This window comes from Ramlibacter alkalitolerans (assembly GCF_016722765.1).
Classification (GTDB): domain Bacteria; phylum Pseudomonadota; class Gammaproteobacteria; order Burkholderiales; family Burkholderiaceae_C; genus Ramlibacter; species Ramlibacter alkalitolerans.
Map to the genome: position 1 here is coordinate 147123 of NZ_JAEQND010000001.1, position 14816 is coordinate 161938.

Consider the following 14816-nt stretch of genomic DNA (forward strand, 5'->3'; position numbering starts at 1 on the left):
GCTACTTCCCGAACACCATGAACAGCGCGTCATCCGGCGTCGCGTGCCGGACCGACGCGTTGTCGAACACCGCCCACCCGAACGCATAGCGCTTCGCCGGATCGAACTGCACGTCGTACCTGCTGCCGGTGCGCAGCTTGCGGCTCAGGACGGTGGTGACGACGCCGTTCTCCCACTTGTTCACAGCACGGATGTCGGCCCGGTCGCCGACGAGCGGGTTGCTGATGTGCGCCGCCACCTCGTCGCCCGGCTTGAAGTTGTCCACGAACGGCACCTCCTCGCCGCGCTTGATGTAGTAGGTGCCGCCCGCGTTGGCCGGCCTGCCGTCGCGGTTCATGAATGGCGGCTTGCCGTCCACGAGCTTCAGCGCGGTGTACTCGCCGCCCTGCGTGCCCGGATCCGACTTGCGGCCGGCGCTGGGCGACTTCTCCTTGTCGTAGCGGGTGTGGTCCACGTACTGGTCGTCCACGTAGCCCATGGGAATCGTGCGCGCCGACTTCATGTGCCACATGTCGGCGATCTCGCCTTCCTGGCGGGTGTACTTGTTGCCGAAGGGCCTGCCTTCGCCCTCGTGGCACACCACGGCGCAGCCCTGGTCGGCAAAGCCCTTGATCGAGTCGTCGATCGGCCAGATCATGGCCCACTTGTCCTCGTAGGCCAGGTTGTTGTCGCCGCCCTTGTCGGCCGGATCGACCACCTGCTTCCAGCTGCCGTCGGCCTGCTTCTGGAACGGGATGCGGCGCGCGGAGTTCGTCGGGTCCTTGTACTGGACCAGCATGTAGAGCGTGTCGGCGGTGTAGACGGCCTTCAACGTGCCGGTGGTCTCGCCCTGGACCAGGTTCGCTCCCCCGGAGAGTTCGACCTTCAAGGGCCTCGCCCGCGCCCAGGCGGGGTCCGACTCGAACCGGTTCGGGTCGGGCGCGGTCGCCACCTTGGCGGCAACGAGCGTGTTGGGCGCATCTTGTTGCGCCCGGCCCTGGCCAGCGGCCAGCGCGAGTGCGGCAAGGGCGGCGGCAGTGGTGCCACGCAGCAGGACGTTCATGGTTTACTCCTTCATGGGATGGTCCTGCGCCCATTAACCTCCGGCGGAAATCATCCGCAATTGCGCGGGATCAGCAGCCACAGGCAACGAACAGGGCGTCATTGCAACGGGATGCTGCGGGCCGTCGCGAGCGGGTGCGACACGCGAGGCCGCCGTGCCGCGACCCACATCGGCGCGCGGCAGGCCCGGTCGAGGAATGCCCTATAATCGCGGGCTACGCCGGAGTAGCTCAGTCGGTAGAGCAGCTCATTCGTAATGAGAAGGTCGGGGGTTCGATTCCTCTCTCCGGCACCAGCGCTTGCCACGACCTGGCCCCTCCCACAAGGCGGGGCCTTGTTCCTGGTGCGGTGAGATCGGGAACAATCGCGAAATCCCGATGACCGCTACCCCACAAGATCCGCGACCTGCACCGCCCGCCACCCTGGCGGACGACCCCCTTCCGCGCAGCCCCTTCGAAGTCTTCTTCGCCTTCCTGCGGCTCGGCCTGACCTCGTTCGGCGGGCCCGTGGCGCACCTGGGCTACTTCCGCACCGAGTTCGTGGAGCGCCGCAAATGGCTCGACGACCGCAGCTTCTCGGACCTGGTGGCGCTCTGCCAGTTCCTCCCGGGGCCGGCCAGCAGCCAGGTCGGCATGGCACTCGGGATGGCAAGGGCCGGCTGGCTCGGGTCGTTCTTCGCATGGCTCGGGTTCACCGCGCCGTCCGCCATTGCACTGATTCTCTTCGCGCATGGCGTGGCGCGTTGGTCCGGGCTCGCGCAATCGGGTGCGGTCCAGGGCCTGAAGGTTGCGGCGGTCGCCGTGGTGGCCCAGGCGGTCTGGGGCATGGCGAAGTCCCTCTGCCCGGATCGCGTGCGGGCAGGACTGGCGATCTTCGCGACGCTGCTGGCACTCGCCCTCCCCGGCGCCTGGGGCCAGGTCGGCGCCATCGCCGCCTGCGGGCTTGCGGGCCGGACGCTCCTGAAGCTGCCGCATCAACTCCCCGCGGAGCACCGGTCCTACGGCGTCTCCAGGCGCGCTGGCGGCATCGCACTGGGCTTGTTCGCGCTGCTTCTCGTGGGATTGCCTGCATTGGCCGCGGAAGCGGCTTCGCCGATCTGGACCTTGATCGACGGCTTCTACCGCGCGGGCGCGCTGGTGTTCGGCGGCGGCCACGTCGTCCTGCCGCTCCTGCAAGCGACGGTCGTCCCGGTGGGGGCCGTGTCCAATTCCGCGTTCCTGGCGGGGTACGGTGCAGCCCAGGCGGTGCCCGGTCCCCTCTTCACGTTCGCCGCCTACCTGGGCGCCGTCATGCAGGGCCCGGTCAGCGGCTGGGCCGGCGGGGTGCTCTTTCTCGTCGTGCTCTTCGTGCCGGCCTTCCTGCTGGTCGTCGGCGCCCTGCCGTTCTGGGACGCATTGCGGCAGCGTGACGGGATCCAATCCGCCATGGCGGGGATCAACGCGGGCGTCGTGGGCATCCTGCTGGCCGCCCTCTACGACCCCGTCTGGACGAGCGCCATCCACGGACGGACCGAATTCGGCATCGCACTGCTTGCCTTCGGCCTCCTGGTCCACGCGCGCGTCTCGCCGATGCTGGTGGTCTTCGCCTCGGCGCTGGCCGGCTGGTTGCTGCTTGGGTAGGCATCAGGGACGCCCGCCTACGCCCCTCCCGGCAGGAGCCTGCGCAAACCCGCCCCCACCACCGCCCGGAAGCGCGGGCTGTGCAGGCACGCGGCGCCGGCCAGGCCGATCACCGCGCCGACCACCGTGTCCACGAGGCGCGCCTGCATGATCTGCTGCGGTGCCATGGCGGACCCCTGCCCCGCCTCGGCCAGCAGGATGGTCAGCGGCGTGATGAAGACGGCGGCCAGTGCGTAGTGCCGCACCACCAGCGTCTCGATCACCAGCGTGAGCAGCGTCAGCACCGTGGCGACGCCCCATCCGTCCAGCGGCAGCTGCGCGAGGGCGACGAACGCCAGCAGGCCGACGGCGGTGCCCAGGATGCGATGCAGCTGGCGCGTCCACGCGGCCCGCAGCGAGGCGCCCTGGATGATGGCGAGGCAGCTCACGGGCACCCAGTAGGGCCGCGACAGCTGCAGCAGCTCCGCGGCCAGCAGCGACAGGCCCACGAAGCCGCCGATCACGACCGAATCGACCACCACGAAGTCGAACTCCGGATCCGGCCGCGGGCTGGGCGCGGGCACGCCCCGGCGGCTCACGATGTGCAGGCTGTAGAGGAAGGCGATCGCCACCGCCAGCACGGTGCCGAGCGCCAGCGCGCCCAGTTGCACCAGCGCCATCCGCCCGTGCGCGGGCGTGTAGGCGCCGATCGCCGCGGCCATCACGAAGAACAGGCTGCCGGGCGGCGGCGCCGCATAGAAGCGGCAGATCATGGTGACGACGACGGCGATGATCACCAGCAGCGGCACCAGCAGCGGCGGAAACAGGTGGCCCAGCAGGCCGAGCGCGTAGCTGCCCGTCATGCCGAAGGCGCAGGCCATCAGCCAGGCCATGCGGTGCGACAGGCGCGTGGCCGGCAGGTGCAGGAACACCAGGCCGCCGAGCGATCCGACCAGCCCCAGCCCGAGCTCGCCGAACGCCATGCCGACGAAGACCGGCAGGCCACTCGCCAGGGCCGCCGCGATGGGCATCTCCCACGGCCGGTCGCTGCGCTGGACGCTGGCCAACTGGCGCCATTCGTCGACCAGGAAGCGCTTGAGGGACATCCGGCGAGTATGACAACGCCCGGTCGGGACCCCGACGCGACGAATGGCTGACCCGCCGGCCCAGCAGTGGAAAAGTTCCTACAGGCGACCGGGGGTCGCCTCGCCACATGATGCGGCATGGCCGAAACCACCCCCGAAGCGACGAACCTGCAACTCTGCCCCGGTGAACCCTACCCCCTGGGCGCCACCTGGGACGGCGAAGGCGTCAACTTCGCCCTCTTCTCGGAGAACGCGCAGAAGGTGGAGCTGTGCCTGTTCGACGAACAGCGCCGGGAGACGCGCATCCGCCTGCGCGAATGCGAGGCCTTCGTCTGGCATGGCTACATCCCGGGCCTGCGCCCCGGGCAGCGTTACGGCTTCCGCGTGCACGGCCCGTACGAACCGGACCAGGGCCTGCGCTTCAATCCCAACGTGGTCCTGCTGGATCCGTACGCCAAGGCGCTGGACGGGCTGGAAGATCCGGCCCGCGGCCTGTTCGCCTACCGGACGGGCGACCCGCAGGAGGACCACGCGAAGCTGGAGGAAGACGTGCTCGGTGTTCCCCTGGCCGTGGTGAACGATCCGCGCTTCGACTGGAGCGGCGACCGCCCGCCCAACGTGCCGCTGCACCAGACGGTGCTGTACGAGGTGCACGTCAAGGGCCTCACCATGCTGCACCCGGACGTCCCCGGGGAACTGCGCGGGACGTACGCCGGCCTGGCGCATCCCGCCATGCTCGCCTACCTGCAGGAACTGGGCGTCACCGCCATCGAGCTGATGCCGGTGCACGCCCACCTGGACGACTCCTTCCTCGTCGCCAAGGGCCTGACCAACTACTGGGGCTATTCCACGCTCAACTTCTTCGCGCCGGAACTGCGCTACAGCGCCGCCTTCCGCAAGGGCGACGCGCCCGGCGCCATCCGCGAGTTCAAGGAGATGGTCAAGGCGCTGCACGGCGCCGGCCTGGAAGTGATCCTCGACGTGGTCTACAACCACACCGCCGAGGGCAACCACATGGGCCCGACGCTGAGCTTCAAGGGCATCGACAACCCCACCTACTACCGGCTGGTGCCGGACGACGCGCGCCACTACTTCGACTACACGGGGACCGGCAACACGCTCAACGTGCGGCACCCGCAGACGCTGCAGCTGATCATGGATTCGCTGCGCTACTGGGTGCAGGAGATGCACGTCGACGGCTTCCGCTTCGACTTGGCCAGCACGCTGGCGCGCGGCCTGCACGAGGTGGACCAGCTCTCCGGCTTCTTCACGATCATCCACCAAGACCCCGTCCTGAACCAGGTGAAGATGATCGCGGAACCCTGGGACGTGGGCGAAGGCGGCTACCAGGTCGGCAACTTCCCGGTGAAGTGGGCCGAGTGGAACGGCATCTACCGCGACGCCATCCGCGCCTTCTGGAAGGGCGACGGCGGGCTGGCCGGCGACCTGGGCTACCGGCTCACCGGCTCCAGCGACCTGTACAAGGACGACGGCCGCAAGCCCTCGGCCAGCATCAACTTCATCACCGCGCACGACGGCTTCACGCTGCGCGACACGGTGAGCTACAACGACAAGCACAACGAGGCGAACGGCGAGAACAACCAGGACGGCCACAACGACAACAAGTCCTGGAACTGCGGCGCCGAAGGCCCGACCGACGACGCCGAAGTGAATGCGCTGCGCGCGCGCCAGCAGCGCAACCTGCTGGCCACGCTGCTCCTGAGCCAGGGCACGCCCATGCTGTGCGGCGGCGACGAGGTGGGCCGCACCCAGGCCGGCAACAACAACGCCTACTGCCAGGACAACGAGATCAGCTGGTACGACTGGGCGGGCAAGGACGAACGCCTGCTCGCCTTCACCCGGCGCCTGATCGCGCTGCGGCGCGAGCACCCTGCGCTGCACCGGCAGAAGTTCTTCTCGGGCCGACCGATCCGCGGCACGGAGATCAGCGACATCATGTGGTTCCGCCACGATGGCGAGGTGATGACCGACGAGGACTGGGCCAACCCGCAGACGCAGTCGCTCGCCATGTTCCTGGCCGGCAACGGCCTGAAGGAAACGGACCGCCAGGGCCGGCCGCTGCAGGACGACCACCTGCTGCTGGTCCTGTCGGCCTCGCCGCAGCCGCTGGACTTCCAGCTGCCGCAGGTCGCCGACTGCCAGGCGTGGGAACTGCTGGTGGACACCAGCAACGACGAGGCGAGCGAGACCTGCGGCTGCGGCACGCACACCTTCCTGCCGCCGCGCTCGCTCAAGCTGTTCCGCTGCCGGATTCCATAGCCCGCGCTCAGTCCGCCGTCCAGACCCGCGTCGGCCGGTTCAGCCCGCGGCCGTCGGCGAAGGGCGGCGACTGGAACAGCGCCGCCTCGAAGGGCGCGCCCGGCACCAGCCGCGAATGCGCGGCGCCGAAGTGGCGGCGCGGCGTGCCGGTGGCGGCGCGCAGCACCGCCTCCAGCGGCAGGCCGGCATCGAGGAAGTGCCACATCTCCTCGAACACGGCGCGGCCATGCTGCACGCCCATGCAGCCGGCGTCGGTGCCCACCAAAAGGCGCACGCCCAGCTCGTAGGCGACGCGCAGGTGTTCGGCATGGGCGTCGAGGGCGCGCCGCATGCTGTCGACGGTGGCGGTCGGCCATTGCGCCACCCTCGGATGGGCCCACTGGAAATGCACGGGACAGAAGGTGGGCGTCCAGGCGACGTCGTGCTCGCGCATGCGCGAGAGCATCGCCCGGTCGACGAAGTAGCCGTGCTCCACCGAATCGACGCCCGCGCCCAGCGCGACGTCCAGGCCGCGCGGGCCGCTGCAGTGGGCCATCACCTTGCGCTGGCAGCGGTGCGCCGCCTGCGCCACCAGCGCCGCCTCGGTGTGGGTGAACTGCGGAGAGTCCGCCGCATCGCCCGCTTCGAAATCGACGATGCCGGTCAGCACCAGCTTGATCTCGTCGTTGCTGCGGGCGAGTTCCTCCACCAGCATCGGCAGGGCGGCGCCCTCGCCGGCGTCGGCGGCCATGAAGGCGCCGTAGCGCCGCGCGCGCTTGAGGCCGCGGCCGGCGGAGCGCACGCGCGCCATGCCGCTGCCGGCCGCGGCTGCCTCGTGCCGGACCTGGTGGTTGATGCCGTGGCGGTCGCCGGCGTCCCGCACCAGCGTCACGCCCCAGTCATGCGCCTCGCGCGCGTTGGTGCGGGCCTGCTCGGTGAGCTGTTCGACGGGCCGCTTGAGGTGCTCGGCGCGCCGCGCGGAGTCGGTGCAGACGCCATCGAGGAACAGGTGGACGTGGGCATCGACCAGCCCCGGCATGAGGAAGCCGCCGCGCTCTATCGTCCAGCCCTGCGCCGCCAGGCCCGCCGCGTGGTCGCCGGGGGTCACGCTCTCCAGCTGGCCGTCGATCACCCGCAGGGTCTGGCGCGTGCGATACAGGTGGTCGCCGTCGAAGAACTGGTCGGCGACGACCAGGAGGCGGGACCCTTGCAGGACAGGAACGGCCATGATCCCGCAGCATGCGCCCTGGGGCGCAGGCCCCGTTGATGCACGTCAAGCAGGGGGGCGGCGTTCCGCGTCGCGCGCACCGGCGGGGCCGGCGCGACGGCTGCTCATTCGAGCGGGCCGGGACGCGTGTTGCGGTGGTTGCTCAGGTAGGGCGTGAGGCTGTCGGTGCCACGGCCACTGCGCTTGCCGGCGGGCAGCAGGGAATCTGCCGGCTGCTCGTCTTCCGGCGCGGGCAGGGCCGGCCGGGTGAGCTTTTGCAGCAGGCGCTGGAACAGGGCGCGCGCGCGCTCGCTTGCGGCGGCCGCGTCACCGTTCTCTTCATCTTTGCGTCCGGACGACTTCATGCAGTCCCGTTCCTCCAGCGTGAGTAGCCCGGAGGTTCGCTCCGCTACGGATGAGAATCAAGGGCATCCATGCAACACGCGTAACGCGGCGGATACGAAGCGGGGCATTTTCCCCAGAGAGCCGCCGCCGGGCGTGACCCTGCGACGGGCGGCGCCGCGTCAGGTATTGGTCTGCTCGGGCGGGATCTGGTGCGGGTCGGGCAGCGCCGCCCCGGCCGCGGAAGCGCCGGCGCCCGCGCCCGCGCTGGCCGCCGGGTCGGCGCCCAGGGCAAAGCTGGTCATGGTCAACGAGCCCATCGAGCCGCCGCCGGCAAAGACCTTGGCGCCCTCGCCCGCCGCCTGGCACAGGCCGGCGAGATAGGCCAGGGGCAGGAAATGCTCCGGCGTCGGCACCGCGAGCGGAAAGTCGGCGTGCTGCAGGACGCCCGGCAGGTTCGCCGGAACCGAGGTCATCACGTCCTGGACGGCTTGGTCGAAGCGCTCGGCCCAGTCGAAGGCGGCCTCGGGCTGCTGCCAGTCGAGCCGGCGCAGGTTGTGGACCACGTTGCCGCTGCCCAGGATGAAGATGCCGCGTTCGCGCAGTGGTGCCAGGCGGGCCCCCAGGTCGATGTGGTACGCCAGGTCCTTGCCGCTGTGGATCGACAGTTGCAGCACCGGGATGTCGGCGCGCGGGAACACGTGCGCCAGCACCGACCAGGTTCCGTGGTCCAGGCCCCAGCTGTCCTCGTCGAGGCCGACGTGCGCCGGCTTCACGGCGTCCGCGATCTCGCGCGCCACCTCGGGCGCGCCGGGGGCGGGATAGTCGAAGGCGAACAGCTCGCGCGGGAAGCCGTAGAAGTCGTGGATCACGCGCGGCTGGGCCATGGCCGTGACGGCGGTGCCGGGAATGAACCAGTGCGCGGAGATGCACAGCACGGCCCGCGGGCGCGGCAGCGCTGCTCCGAAGGCAGCCCATTGCTGCGTGAAGCGGTTGCGCTCCAGCGTGTTCATGGGGCTGCCGTGGCCGATGAAGGCGGCGGGCATCAGGTCGGTGGCCGGCATGCGGCCATTGTGGCCTCCCCGCTTGTCGCGCCGCGTTTGATCTGGGACAGCTCGCGGCCACGCAGGTGCGGCAGCGACGCGAAGCGCCGGCTAGCATGCCCCATTCCATGCGTTCCCCCCTGACCTTCCTGCCCGCGCCGGTGCGCGGTGCCCTCGCCGTCCTGGCGCTCGCCGCCAACACGCTCCTCTGCACCCTGCCCCTGTTCGCGTTCGCGCTGCTGAAGCTGGCCTTCCCCTTCGCCCTCGTGCGCCGGCGGGTCGACCCGGTGCTGCACGCCATCGCGCGCGCCTGGGTGGCCGGCAACAGCCTCTGGATGCGCCTGCTGCACCCCACGCAGTGGGAGGTCCAGGGCCTGCCCCCGGCGCGCCGCGGCTGGTACCTGGTGAACTGCAACCACCAGTCCTGGGCCGACATCTTCGTGCTGCAGCACCTGCTGCACGGGCGGCTGCCGATGCTGAAGTTCTTCCTGAAGCAGGAGCTGATCTACGTGCCGGTGATCGGGCTGGCCTGGTGGGCGCTCGACTTCCCGTTCATGAAGCGCCACGGCAAGGAGGCGCTGCGCCGCAATCCGGCCCGGCGCGCGGACGACCATGAAGCCACCCTGCGCGCCTGCCGCAAGTTCGCGCTGGTGCCCACCAGCGTCATGAACTTCGCCGAGGGCACGCGCTTCACGGCGGAAAAGCACGTCCAGACCGCATCCCCCTACCGCCACCTGCTCAAGCCGAAGGCCGGCGCGATGGCGCTGACGCTGGGCGCGATGGGCGAGCAGTTCGATGCGCTGATCGACGTGACGATCGCCTACTCGCCGCAGATCCCGAGCTTCTGGGACTTCGCCTGCGGCCGCGTGAGGCGCGTGGCGGTGCACGTGGAGCAGCTACCCATTCCCGCCGAATTCATCGGCCTGGACTACGCCGGCAACTCGCAAGGCCGCAAGCGCTTCGCCCGCTGGCTGGATGCGCTGTGGGCGAAGAAGGATGTCCGGATGTCCGCGCTGCTCGGGAATGCCCCGGCGGCGTCGATGCCGCAGGAGCTGGTGCGGGAGACGGCGGAGGTTTGAAGCGGAAGACAAACTGCCGGACGCAGAAGGCGCAAAGGGTACGCAAAGGACGCAAAGGAAAACCTTCAAAATGCTTCCTGGATTCTTTTGCGTCCTCTGCGTACCCTTCGCGTCCTCTGCGTCCGGCAGTCCGCTTTCCTGCCCCGCTACCCGTGCAACTGCTCGTACTTCTCCAGCAGTTCCTCCTTCGACTCGACGAAATCCGGGTGCTGGATGATGCAGTCGGCCGGGCAGGCCAGCTTGCATTGGGGTTCGTCTTCCGCGCCCACGCATTCGGTGCAGCGCAGCGGATCGATCACGAACAGGAAGTCTCCCGCGGTGATCGCTTCATTGGGGCACACGGGGCGGCAGGCGTCGCACGCGGTGCAGCCGTCGACGATGATCAGGGCCATGGCAATTCTCCTCTCTGCTTGAATCAGGCCGCTGCGCGCTGCAGTTCCTGCAGCTTCGCGTGCCGGTAAGCACCCCACAGGGCGGCGCCGATCGCGCCGGCATAGATCGCGTCGGGATGCGTCACGACCTCCACCGGCACCTTCTCGGTGGCCATCTCCTCGCGGATCGCTGCGGTGAGGCCCTCGTCCATGCCGAGTCCGCCGGTGATCAGCGCCCGCCCGGTCTTGATGCCCGTCACCTTCAGCAGCTTCACGATGCGCGAGGCCATCGACAGGTGGATGCCCTTGAGGATGTCCGGCGTGGCGATGCCTCGGCTGACCATGTTGATCACGTCCGTCTCCGCCAGCACGGCGCAGATCGAGCTGACCTTCTCCGGGTCCGCCGAGCTCTTGGACAGCGCCCCGATCTCCTCCACCGCCACCCCGAGGTAGCGCGCGATGTTCTCCAGGAACTGCCCCGAGCCCGAGGCGCACTGCGAGGTCATCTTGTACGACAGCACCTTGCCGCGATCGTCCACGTAGATCGCGCGGCCATTGAGCGCGCCCACGTCCACCACGGCGCTGATGCCCGGCGACAGGAACACGCCGCCGCGGGCATGCGTCGTCATCGAGTAGAAGTGGCCGGTGGCGAACTTCACGTTCTCGCCCTCGCCGGTGGTCGCGATGTAGGCGATGTCGTTGGCCGCCAGCCCGGCGTCGTGCAGGACGGACTCGAGCCCCTCGGTGGCCAGCGTCATGGGATCGCGCCGGCGCATGCGCTCGACGCGCTTGGCCACCCAGTGCGTGCTGCCGTCCGCCTCGACCCGGAACAGCGTGCTCTTGACGGCGCCCGAGCCGATGTCGATGCCTATGGTGTGAATGGTCATGCCGCCTCCCGATGTTCCGCTGCCTTGCCCTCTTGCACGACCGCGCGCCAGGCGAAGGTCGCGCCCCCCAGTGCCCCGGTGTAGATCGAATCCGGATCGATGTTCAGTTGCAGGTCGCCGTAGTTCTCGGTCACGAGTTCCCGCAGCGCCTTGACGGCCGCCTCGTTCTTGGCAACGCCCCCGGTGAAGGTGAACTGGTCGCGCACGCCGCCGGAGCGCGCAAGGATCGACATGGCGCGCAGGATGATGGAACGGTGCAGGCCGGCCATGATGTCCTCGCGCTTGTCGCCCAGGCTCAGCCGGTCGCGCAGTTCCGCGCCCGCGAACACGGTGCAGGTGGAGTTGATGCGCACGGCCTTGGTCGACTTCATCGCCATGGGGCCGAGCTCGTGCAGGCCCATGTTCATCTCGTCGGCGATGTAGCCGAGGTAGCGTCCGCAGCCCGCCGCGCAGCGGTCGTTCATCTGGAAGCTTTCCACGATGCCGGCCGGGTCCACCTGGATCGCCTTGGTGTCCTGGCCGCCGATGTCCAGCACGGTCGCCGTGTGCGGGTACATCACGTGCGCGCCCAGGCCGTGGCAGAGGATTTCCGAGCGCACGTGCTCCTTGGAGAAGGGAAGGCGCGCGCGGCCGTAGCCCGTGCCCACCACGTAGGTTTCTTCCATGAGGGTGTCCAGCACGCCCTTGATCGGCGCCTCGACCCGGCTGCGCCGGCCGGCGGTGTCGGGCAGCGCCTGGAAGGTGTTCTCCAGGGCGGCCAGCAGGTGATGCCGCATCTGGTCGCCATAGACGTGGTTCTCGACCTCGATGATCGAGCGGTCGAACACGTTCAGCAGGTACTCGTAGCGCGTTCCGGCTTCCTTGGCCACCTGCTCGCCGATGGCCATGTACTGGCCGCCGGCGATGTCGCGGAAGAAGTCGCTCTTGCGCTTGGCGCCGGGGGCGAACAGCAGGTGCGCCTCGTCCTTCAGGCGCCGGAAAACCTCCTGCACCGCCTCGAAGACCGCGCCCTGCGCGGCGCCGAAGTGCCCCGTTCCCACGTTCTTGACGCAGGTCTCTTCCAGGTCGAGCAGCTGCTCGAGGTACTGCTCGGCGCGGAAGTCGCGTTCCAGCTGCTCGATGAAGGTGTCGAGACCGCCATTGAGCGCGCCGGTGCTGCCCAGCGCCTGCCGGAACAGGTAGAAGCGGCCATTGAGCATGGCCTCCTGCTTGGCGACCGCGGCCGCCGTGTCGTAGTTCGAACGCGAGTTGGTGATGCCGCGCCCGATGATGTTCTGGTTCTCGTCGACCACCACCGCCTTGGTGGTGGTCGAACCGAGGTCGATGCCGATGAAGCAGCGCATGGGGTCCGTCTCCTTTATTGCACCGCGTGCAGCGGGATGACCGGGCGCACGCCCTCCCCGATCCCGGTGGTGCGCTTCTGCTTGACCATCTGGAAGTAGCTCTCCAGCCGGTTCTTGACGTTGGCCGCGGAGAAGTAGCGCGGATCGACCAGGTCGGTCTCGATGAAGGCGGCGGGCTTGCCGGTGCGCTTCTCGACTTCACGCAGGATCAGCAGTTGCCCGGCGGAGAAGCTATTGCAGCTCTTGATCGAGTTGATCAGCAGGCCATCGGCCTGGTACTCCTCGATGTACTTGCAGATCATGTCGATCCGCGACGGCAGGTTCAGGTTGGTGTAGCAGCCCAGCGCGTAGTCGGCCAGCGATTCCAGCGGATGGTCCGGGTCGTGGCGGAAGCCGAAGTCGTACAGCCCGCCGACCTTGGCATAGGTGGAGGAGCAGACCACCGCGCCCTCGTCGTAGAACATCTTCCAGAAATCGCGGAAGCTCGTCCAGTTGGGCGGGCCTTCGACGATCAGCCGGTACTTCTCCTCGCCCATGTCGCCCTCGGGCGTGACCGGGCCCTTGCCCAGGCGGATGCGCTCCTCGATCTCGGCGCGCAGCACGCGGTAGTACTCCGTGGCTTCGGGGGTGCCGCGGAAGGCGGTGAAGATCGGGCCGATGTAGTACACCGCCCCGAAGTAGCCGTCGATGGGCGAGGGGCGGTTCTTCGCCGATTGCAGCACCGCGACCAGGTCGTTCTCCGCCTTGACCGACTCCTTCATGTACTCGCGCAGGCGGTCGATGTCGAACTTCACGCCCGAGATCTGTTCCAGCCCCGGGATCACGGTTTCCTTCAGCTGGCGCACCACGTAGTCACGCATGTTGGGGTCGATGCGGCCGGAGCCCTGGTACGGCACGTGCAGCATCAGCGTGGGCACGTTGTACTTGTGGCGGATCAGCTCGAACCACTTCATGAAGGTGAAGCAGCCGGTGTACGAGAGCAGCAGCACGTCGGGCGTGGGCAGCGGATCGCCGGTGGGGCCGACCTCGCCGCCGAGCATCATCCCCAGGTCCGCCTTCACGTAGGTGCAGACGTCCTCGGAGTGGCCGTCGCGCTCGGCGTCCATGATGAACTTGCCGGACTTCTTGCGCATGCCGTTCTGCAGCGCGTTGGTCTCCGGGAGACTCCGCGCCATGTCGAAGCACATGAGGAGCTCGTTCAGGTTCCCCGGCACGAAGGTGGCGGCCACCTTCTTGTTGTTGGCGCGGGCCGTCGCCAGCTCCATGTAGTTGCGGTTGATCATCTCCTTCTGGAGATTCATCGCGTCGTCCTTGATGGCGACGGGCTTGGGCTTCTTCGAAGCCGGGATGGGGATCACGGTGTCGTTCACGCTGCGTCGCTCCAGAGCTTGATCGAATCGGCGAAGGTGCCGGCCTGCTCGCGGATGGGGGCCATCTGCCCGGTGTTCTCGGCGTACTTGAAGGCGGTGTACGGGACCTTCGCCTTGGCCAGCACGTCCTGCAGCATGGGCCGCTCGAGCAGCGCCGGGTCGCAGAAGGAAGGGGCGGCGAAGATCACGCCTTCGGCGCCGCGGGTCTTCACCTGCTTGAGGAGGAACACGCCCTTCTCCGCGCGGGTGGCGTCGTATTTGGCGGCCATCGACGCGGAGCGGTGCAGGAAGGCCTTGGACAGTTCCTCCAACGGGTCGGCGTCGGCCGGCACTTCGTCCAGCAGCCAGCGCGTGACCAGCATGTAGTCATCGTCGACGACGTAGCAGCCGGCCATCTCCAGCGACTTGATCAGCGCGAGCGGCGGCTGCTCGCAGAAGGAGCCGGTCACCACGACCCGCGCGTTGTCGCGTTTCGGGCGCGGGATCTTCTCGGTCTCGCGGATGTATTCGCGCAGCAGTTCGGTGTGCTCCTCGGGCGGCAACACCATGCCGGCGCGCAGCAGCAGGTAGACCTCGGAAGTCGGGGCCTGCTGCGGCTGCATGGCGCGGTAGGCATAGAGCTCGCGCACCGCGGCGCGGTTGTCGTTGTAGACGCGGATCGAGGCGTTGATCTCGTCGTCGGTGATCGGGCTTCCGCGCAGCTTGCCGAGGTCCTCGCGCAAGGCCTGCATCTCGTGGATGTAGAACTTGCCGCCCACGTTGTCCTGGTAGTTCTGCGGCACGTCGAAGTACTTGACGTACTTGTCCGGGAACAGGATCTGCCACATGCCCGAGAGGTTGCGGATCACGTCGCAGATGGAGGGGAACAGCATGCCGTCCAGGCAGTCGAGCCGGCCGGTGAGCCCCAGCTCGATGGTGGAGCGCGGGATGCGGCAGATGTAGCTCTGGTAGTAGGCGTCGCCCTGGATCACCTCCAGGCTGTCGCCGCCGCCCAGGACGCCGACCGGCAGCATGCCGGCGGCGTGCACCAGTTCGCGCGGCACGTACCAGGGCATGTAGCCGATCGCCTTGCGGCCCGGCTCGGCGGCCTTCCAGTCCTTGACGGCGTTGAAGTCGAGGTCATCGAACAGCGCCTGGCAGCGCTCGACGATGGCCTGCACAGGGGAAACTGCGTTCATCGCGGGCACTCCT

General features: G+C 68.7%; 13 protein-coding genes and 1 tRNA gene. 4 read left to right on the forward strand and 10 right to left on the reverse strand.

Going from position 1 to position 14816, the window contains the following annotated elements; translation table 11 throughout:
• Position 1 precedes the first annotated feature (1 nt).
• Positions 2 to 1042: an ethylbenzene dehydrogenase-related protein gene (locus JI746_RS00675; protein ID WP_201686852.1), complete on the reverse strand. Its 1041-nt coding sequence runs from the start codon at positions 1040 to 1042 to the stop codon at positions 2 to 4.
• A gap of 218 nt (positions 1043 to 1260) precedes the next feature.
• Here JI746_RS00675 and JI746_RS00680 point away from each other — a divergent pair.
• Positions 1261 to 1336: transfer RNA gene (locus tag JI746_RS00680), tRNA-Thr, on the forward strand.
• Between the two features lie 82 nt (positions 1337 to 1418).
• A complete protein-coding gene (gene chrA / locus JI746_RS00685) occupies positions 1419 to 2660 on the forward strand; it encodes a chromate efflux transporter (RefSeq protein WP_201686853.1) in 1242 nt (413 codons plus the stop codon).
• Between the two features lie 17 nt (positions 2661 to 2677).
• On the opposite strand, the gene JI746_RS00690 is transcribed toward chrA, so the two are convergent.
• On the reverse strand, positions 2678 to 3745 hold the full coding sequence (locus JI746_RS00690) for an FUSC family protein (protein ID WP_201686854.1): 1068 nt from the start codon (positions 3743 to 3745) through the stop codon (positions 2678 to 2680).
• A gap of 117 nt (positions 3746 to 3862) precedes the next feature.
• Between JI746_RS00690 and glgX the strand changes: the two genes are divergently transcribed.
• Positions 3863 to 6004, forward strand: coding sequence for a glycogen debranching protein GlgX (gene glgX / locus JI746_RS00695; protein WP_201686855.1), 2142 nt, complete (start codon positions 3863 to 3865; stop codon positions 6002 to 6004).
• 7 nt (positions 6005 to 6011) lie between these two features.
• On the opposite strand, the gene JI746_RS00700 is transcribed toward glgX, so the two are convergent.
• The 3 genes from JI746_RS00700 to ygiD form a co-directional block, all read right to left on the reverse strand.
• Positions 6012 to 7211, reverse strand: coding sequence for an amidohydrolase family protein (locus JI746_RS00700; RefSeq protein ID WP_201686856.1), 1200 nt, complete (start codon positions 7209 to 7211; stop codon positions 6012 to 6014).
• Between the two features lie 104 nt (positions 7212 to 7315).
• Entirely contained in the window at positions 7316 to 7555 is a 240-nt protein-coding gene (locus JI746_RS00705; protein ID WP_201686857.1) for a hypothetical protein, read from the reverse strand.
• A 159-nt stretch (positions 7556 to 7714) separates the two neighbouring features.
• Complete coding sequence (gene ygiD / locus JI746_RS00710) at positions 7715 to 8596, reverse strand: 4,5-DOPA-extradiol-dioxygenase (protein WP_201686858.1); 882 nt, start codon at positions 8594 to 8596, stop codon at positions 7715 to 7717.
• Positions 8597 to 8703: 107 nt separating this feature from the next.
• Between ygiD and JI746_RS00715 the strand changes: the two genes are divergently transcribed.
• A complete protein-coding gene (locus tag JI746_RS00715; protein ID WP_201686859.1) occupies positions 8704 to 9654 on the forward strand; it encodes an acyltransferase in 951 nt (316 codons plus the stop codon).
• Between the two features lie 146 nt (positions 9655 to 9800).
• Here JI746_RS00715 and JI746_RS00720 read toward each other — a convergent pair whose 3' ends face one another.
• The 5 genes from JI746_RS00720 to bcrC are packed head-to-tail and all read right to left on the reverse strand — an operon-like array spanning position 9801 to position 14803.
• A complete protein-coding gene (locus JI746_RS00720; RefSeq protein ID WP_201686860.1) occupies positions 9801 to 10046 on the reverse strand; it encodes a YfhL family 4Fe-4S dicluster ferredoxin in 246 nt (81 codons plus the stop codon).
• A gap of 23 nt (positions 10047 to 10069) precedes the next feature.
• Complete coding sequence (gene bcrD, locus JI746_RS00725) at positions 10070 to 10912, reverse strand: benzoyl-CoA reductase subunit D (protein ID WP_201686861.1); 843 nt, start codon at positions 10910 to 10912, stop codon at positions 10070 to 10072.
• Positions 10909 to 12255, reverse strand: a complete 1347-nt coding sequence (gene bcrA, locus JI746_RS00730; RefSeq protein WP_201686862.1) for a benzoyl-CoA reductase subunit A — start codon at positions 12253 to 12255, stop codon at positions 10909 to 10911. Before bcrA ends, bcrD begins: the two co-directional genes overlap by 4 nt.
• A gap of 14 nt (positions 12256 to 12269) precedes the next feature.
• The gene (bcrB, locus tag JI746_RS00735; RefSeq protein WP_201686863.1) at positions 12270 to 13625 is read right to left on the reverse strand and encodes a benzoyl-CoA reductase subunit B; all 1356 of its coding nucleotides are present in this window, start codon (positions 13623 to 13625) and stop codon (positions 12270 to 12272) included.
• Positions 13622 to 14803, reverse strand: coding sequence for a benzoyl-CoA reductase subunit C (gene bcrC / locus JI746_RS00740; RefSeq protein ID WP_201686864.1), 1182 nt, complete (start codon positions 14801 to 14803; stop codon positions 13622 to 13624). The genes bcrB and bcrC overlap by 4 nt, the downstream gene beginning before the upstream one ends.
• Positions 14804 to 14816 lie beyond the last annotated feature (13 nt).

Coding starts and splice junctions, on each gene's coding strand:
- bcrC (WP_201686864.1), bottom strand. CDS start 14,803: ATGAACGCAGTTTCCCCTGTGCAGGCCATCGTCGAGCGCTGCCAGGCG.
- bcrA (WP_201686862.1), bottom strand. CDS start 12,255: ATGCGCTGCTTCATCGGCATCGACCTCGGTTCGACCACCACCAAGGCG.
- JI746_RS00705 (WP_201686857.1), bottom strand. CDS start 7,555: ATGAAGTCGTCCGGACGCAAAGATGAAGAGAACGGTGACGCGGCCGCC.
- JI746_RS00720 (WP_201686860.1), bottom strand. CDS start 10,046: ATGGCCCTGATCATCGTCGACGGCTGCACCGCGTGCGACGCCTGCCGC.
- bcrD (WP_201686861.1), bottom strand. CDS start 10,912: ATGACCATTCACACCATAGGCATCGACATCGGCTCGGGCGCCGTCAAG.
- chrA (WP_201686853.1), top strand. CDS start 1,419: ATGACCGCTACCCCACAAGATCCGCGACCTGCACCGCCCGCCACCCTG.
- JI746_RS00700 (WP_201686856.1), bottom strand. CDS start 7,211: ATGGCCGTTCCTGTCCTGCAAGGGTCCCGCCTCCTGGTCGTCGCCGAC.
- JI746_RS00690 (WP_201686854.1), bottom strand. CDS start 3,745: ATGTCCCTCAAGCGCTTCCTGGTCGACGAATGGCGCCAGTTGGCCAGC.
- JI746_RS00715 (WP_201686859.1), top strand. CDS start 8,704: ATGCGTTCCCCCCTGACCTTCCTGCCCGCGCCGGTGCGCGGTGCCCTC.
- ygiD (WP_201686858.1), bottom strand. CDS start 8,596: ATGCCGGCCACCGACCTGATGCCCGCCGCCTTCATCGGCCACGGCAGC.
- JI746_RS00675 (WP_201686852.1), bottom strand. CDS start 1,042: ATGAACGTCCTGCTGCGTGGCACCACTGCCGCCGCCCTTGCCGCACTC.
- glgX (WP_201686855.1), top strand. CDS start 3,863: ATGGCCGAAACCACCCCCGAAGCGACGAACCTGCAACTCTGCCCCGGT.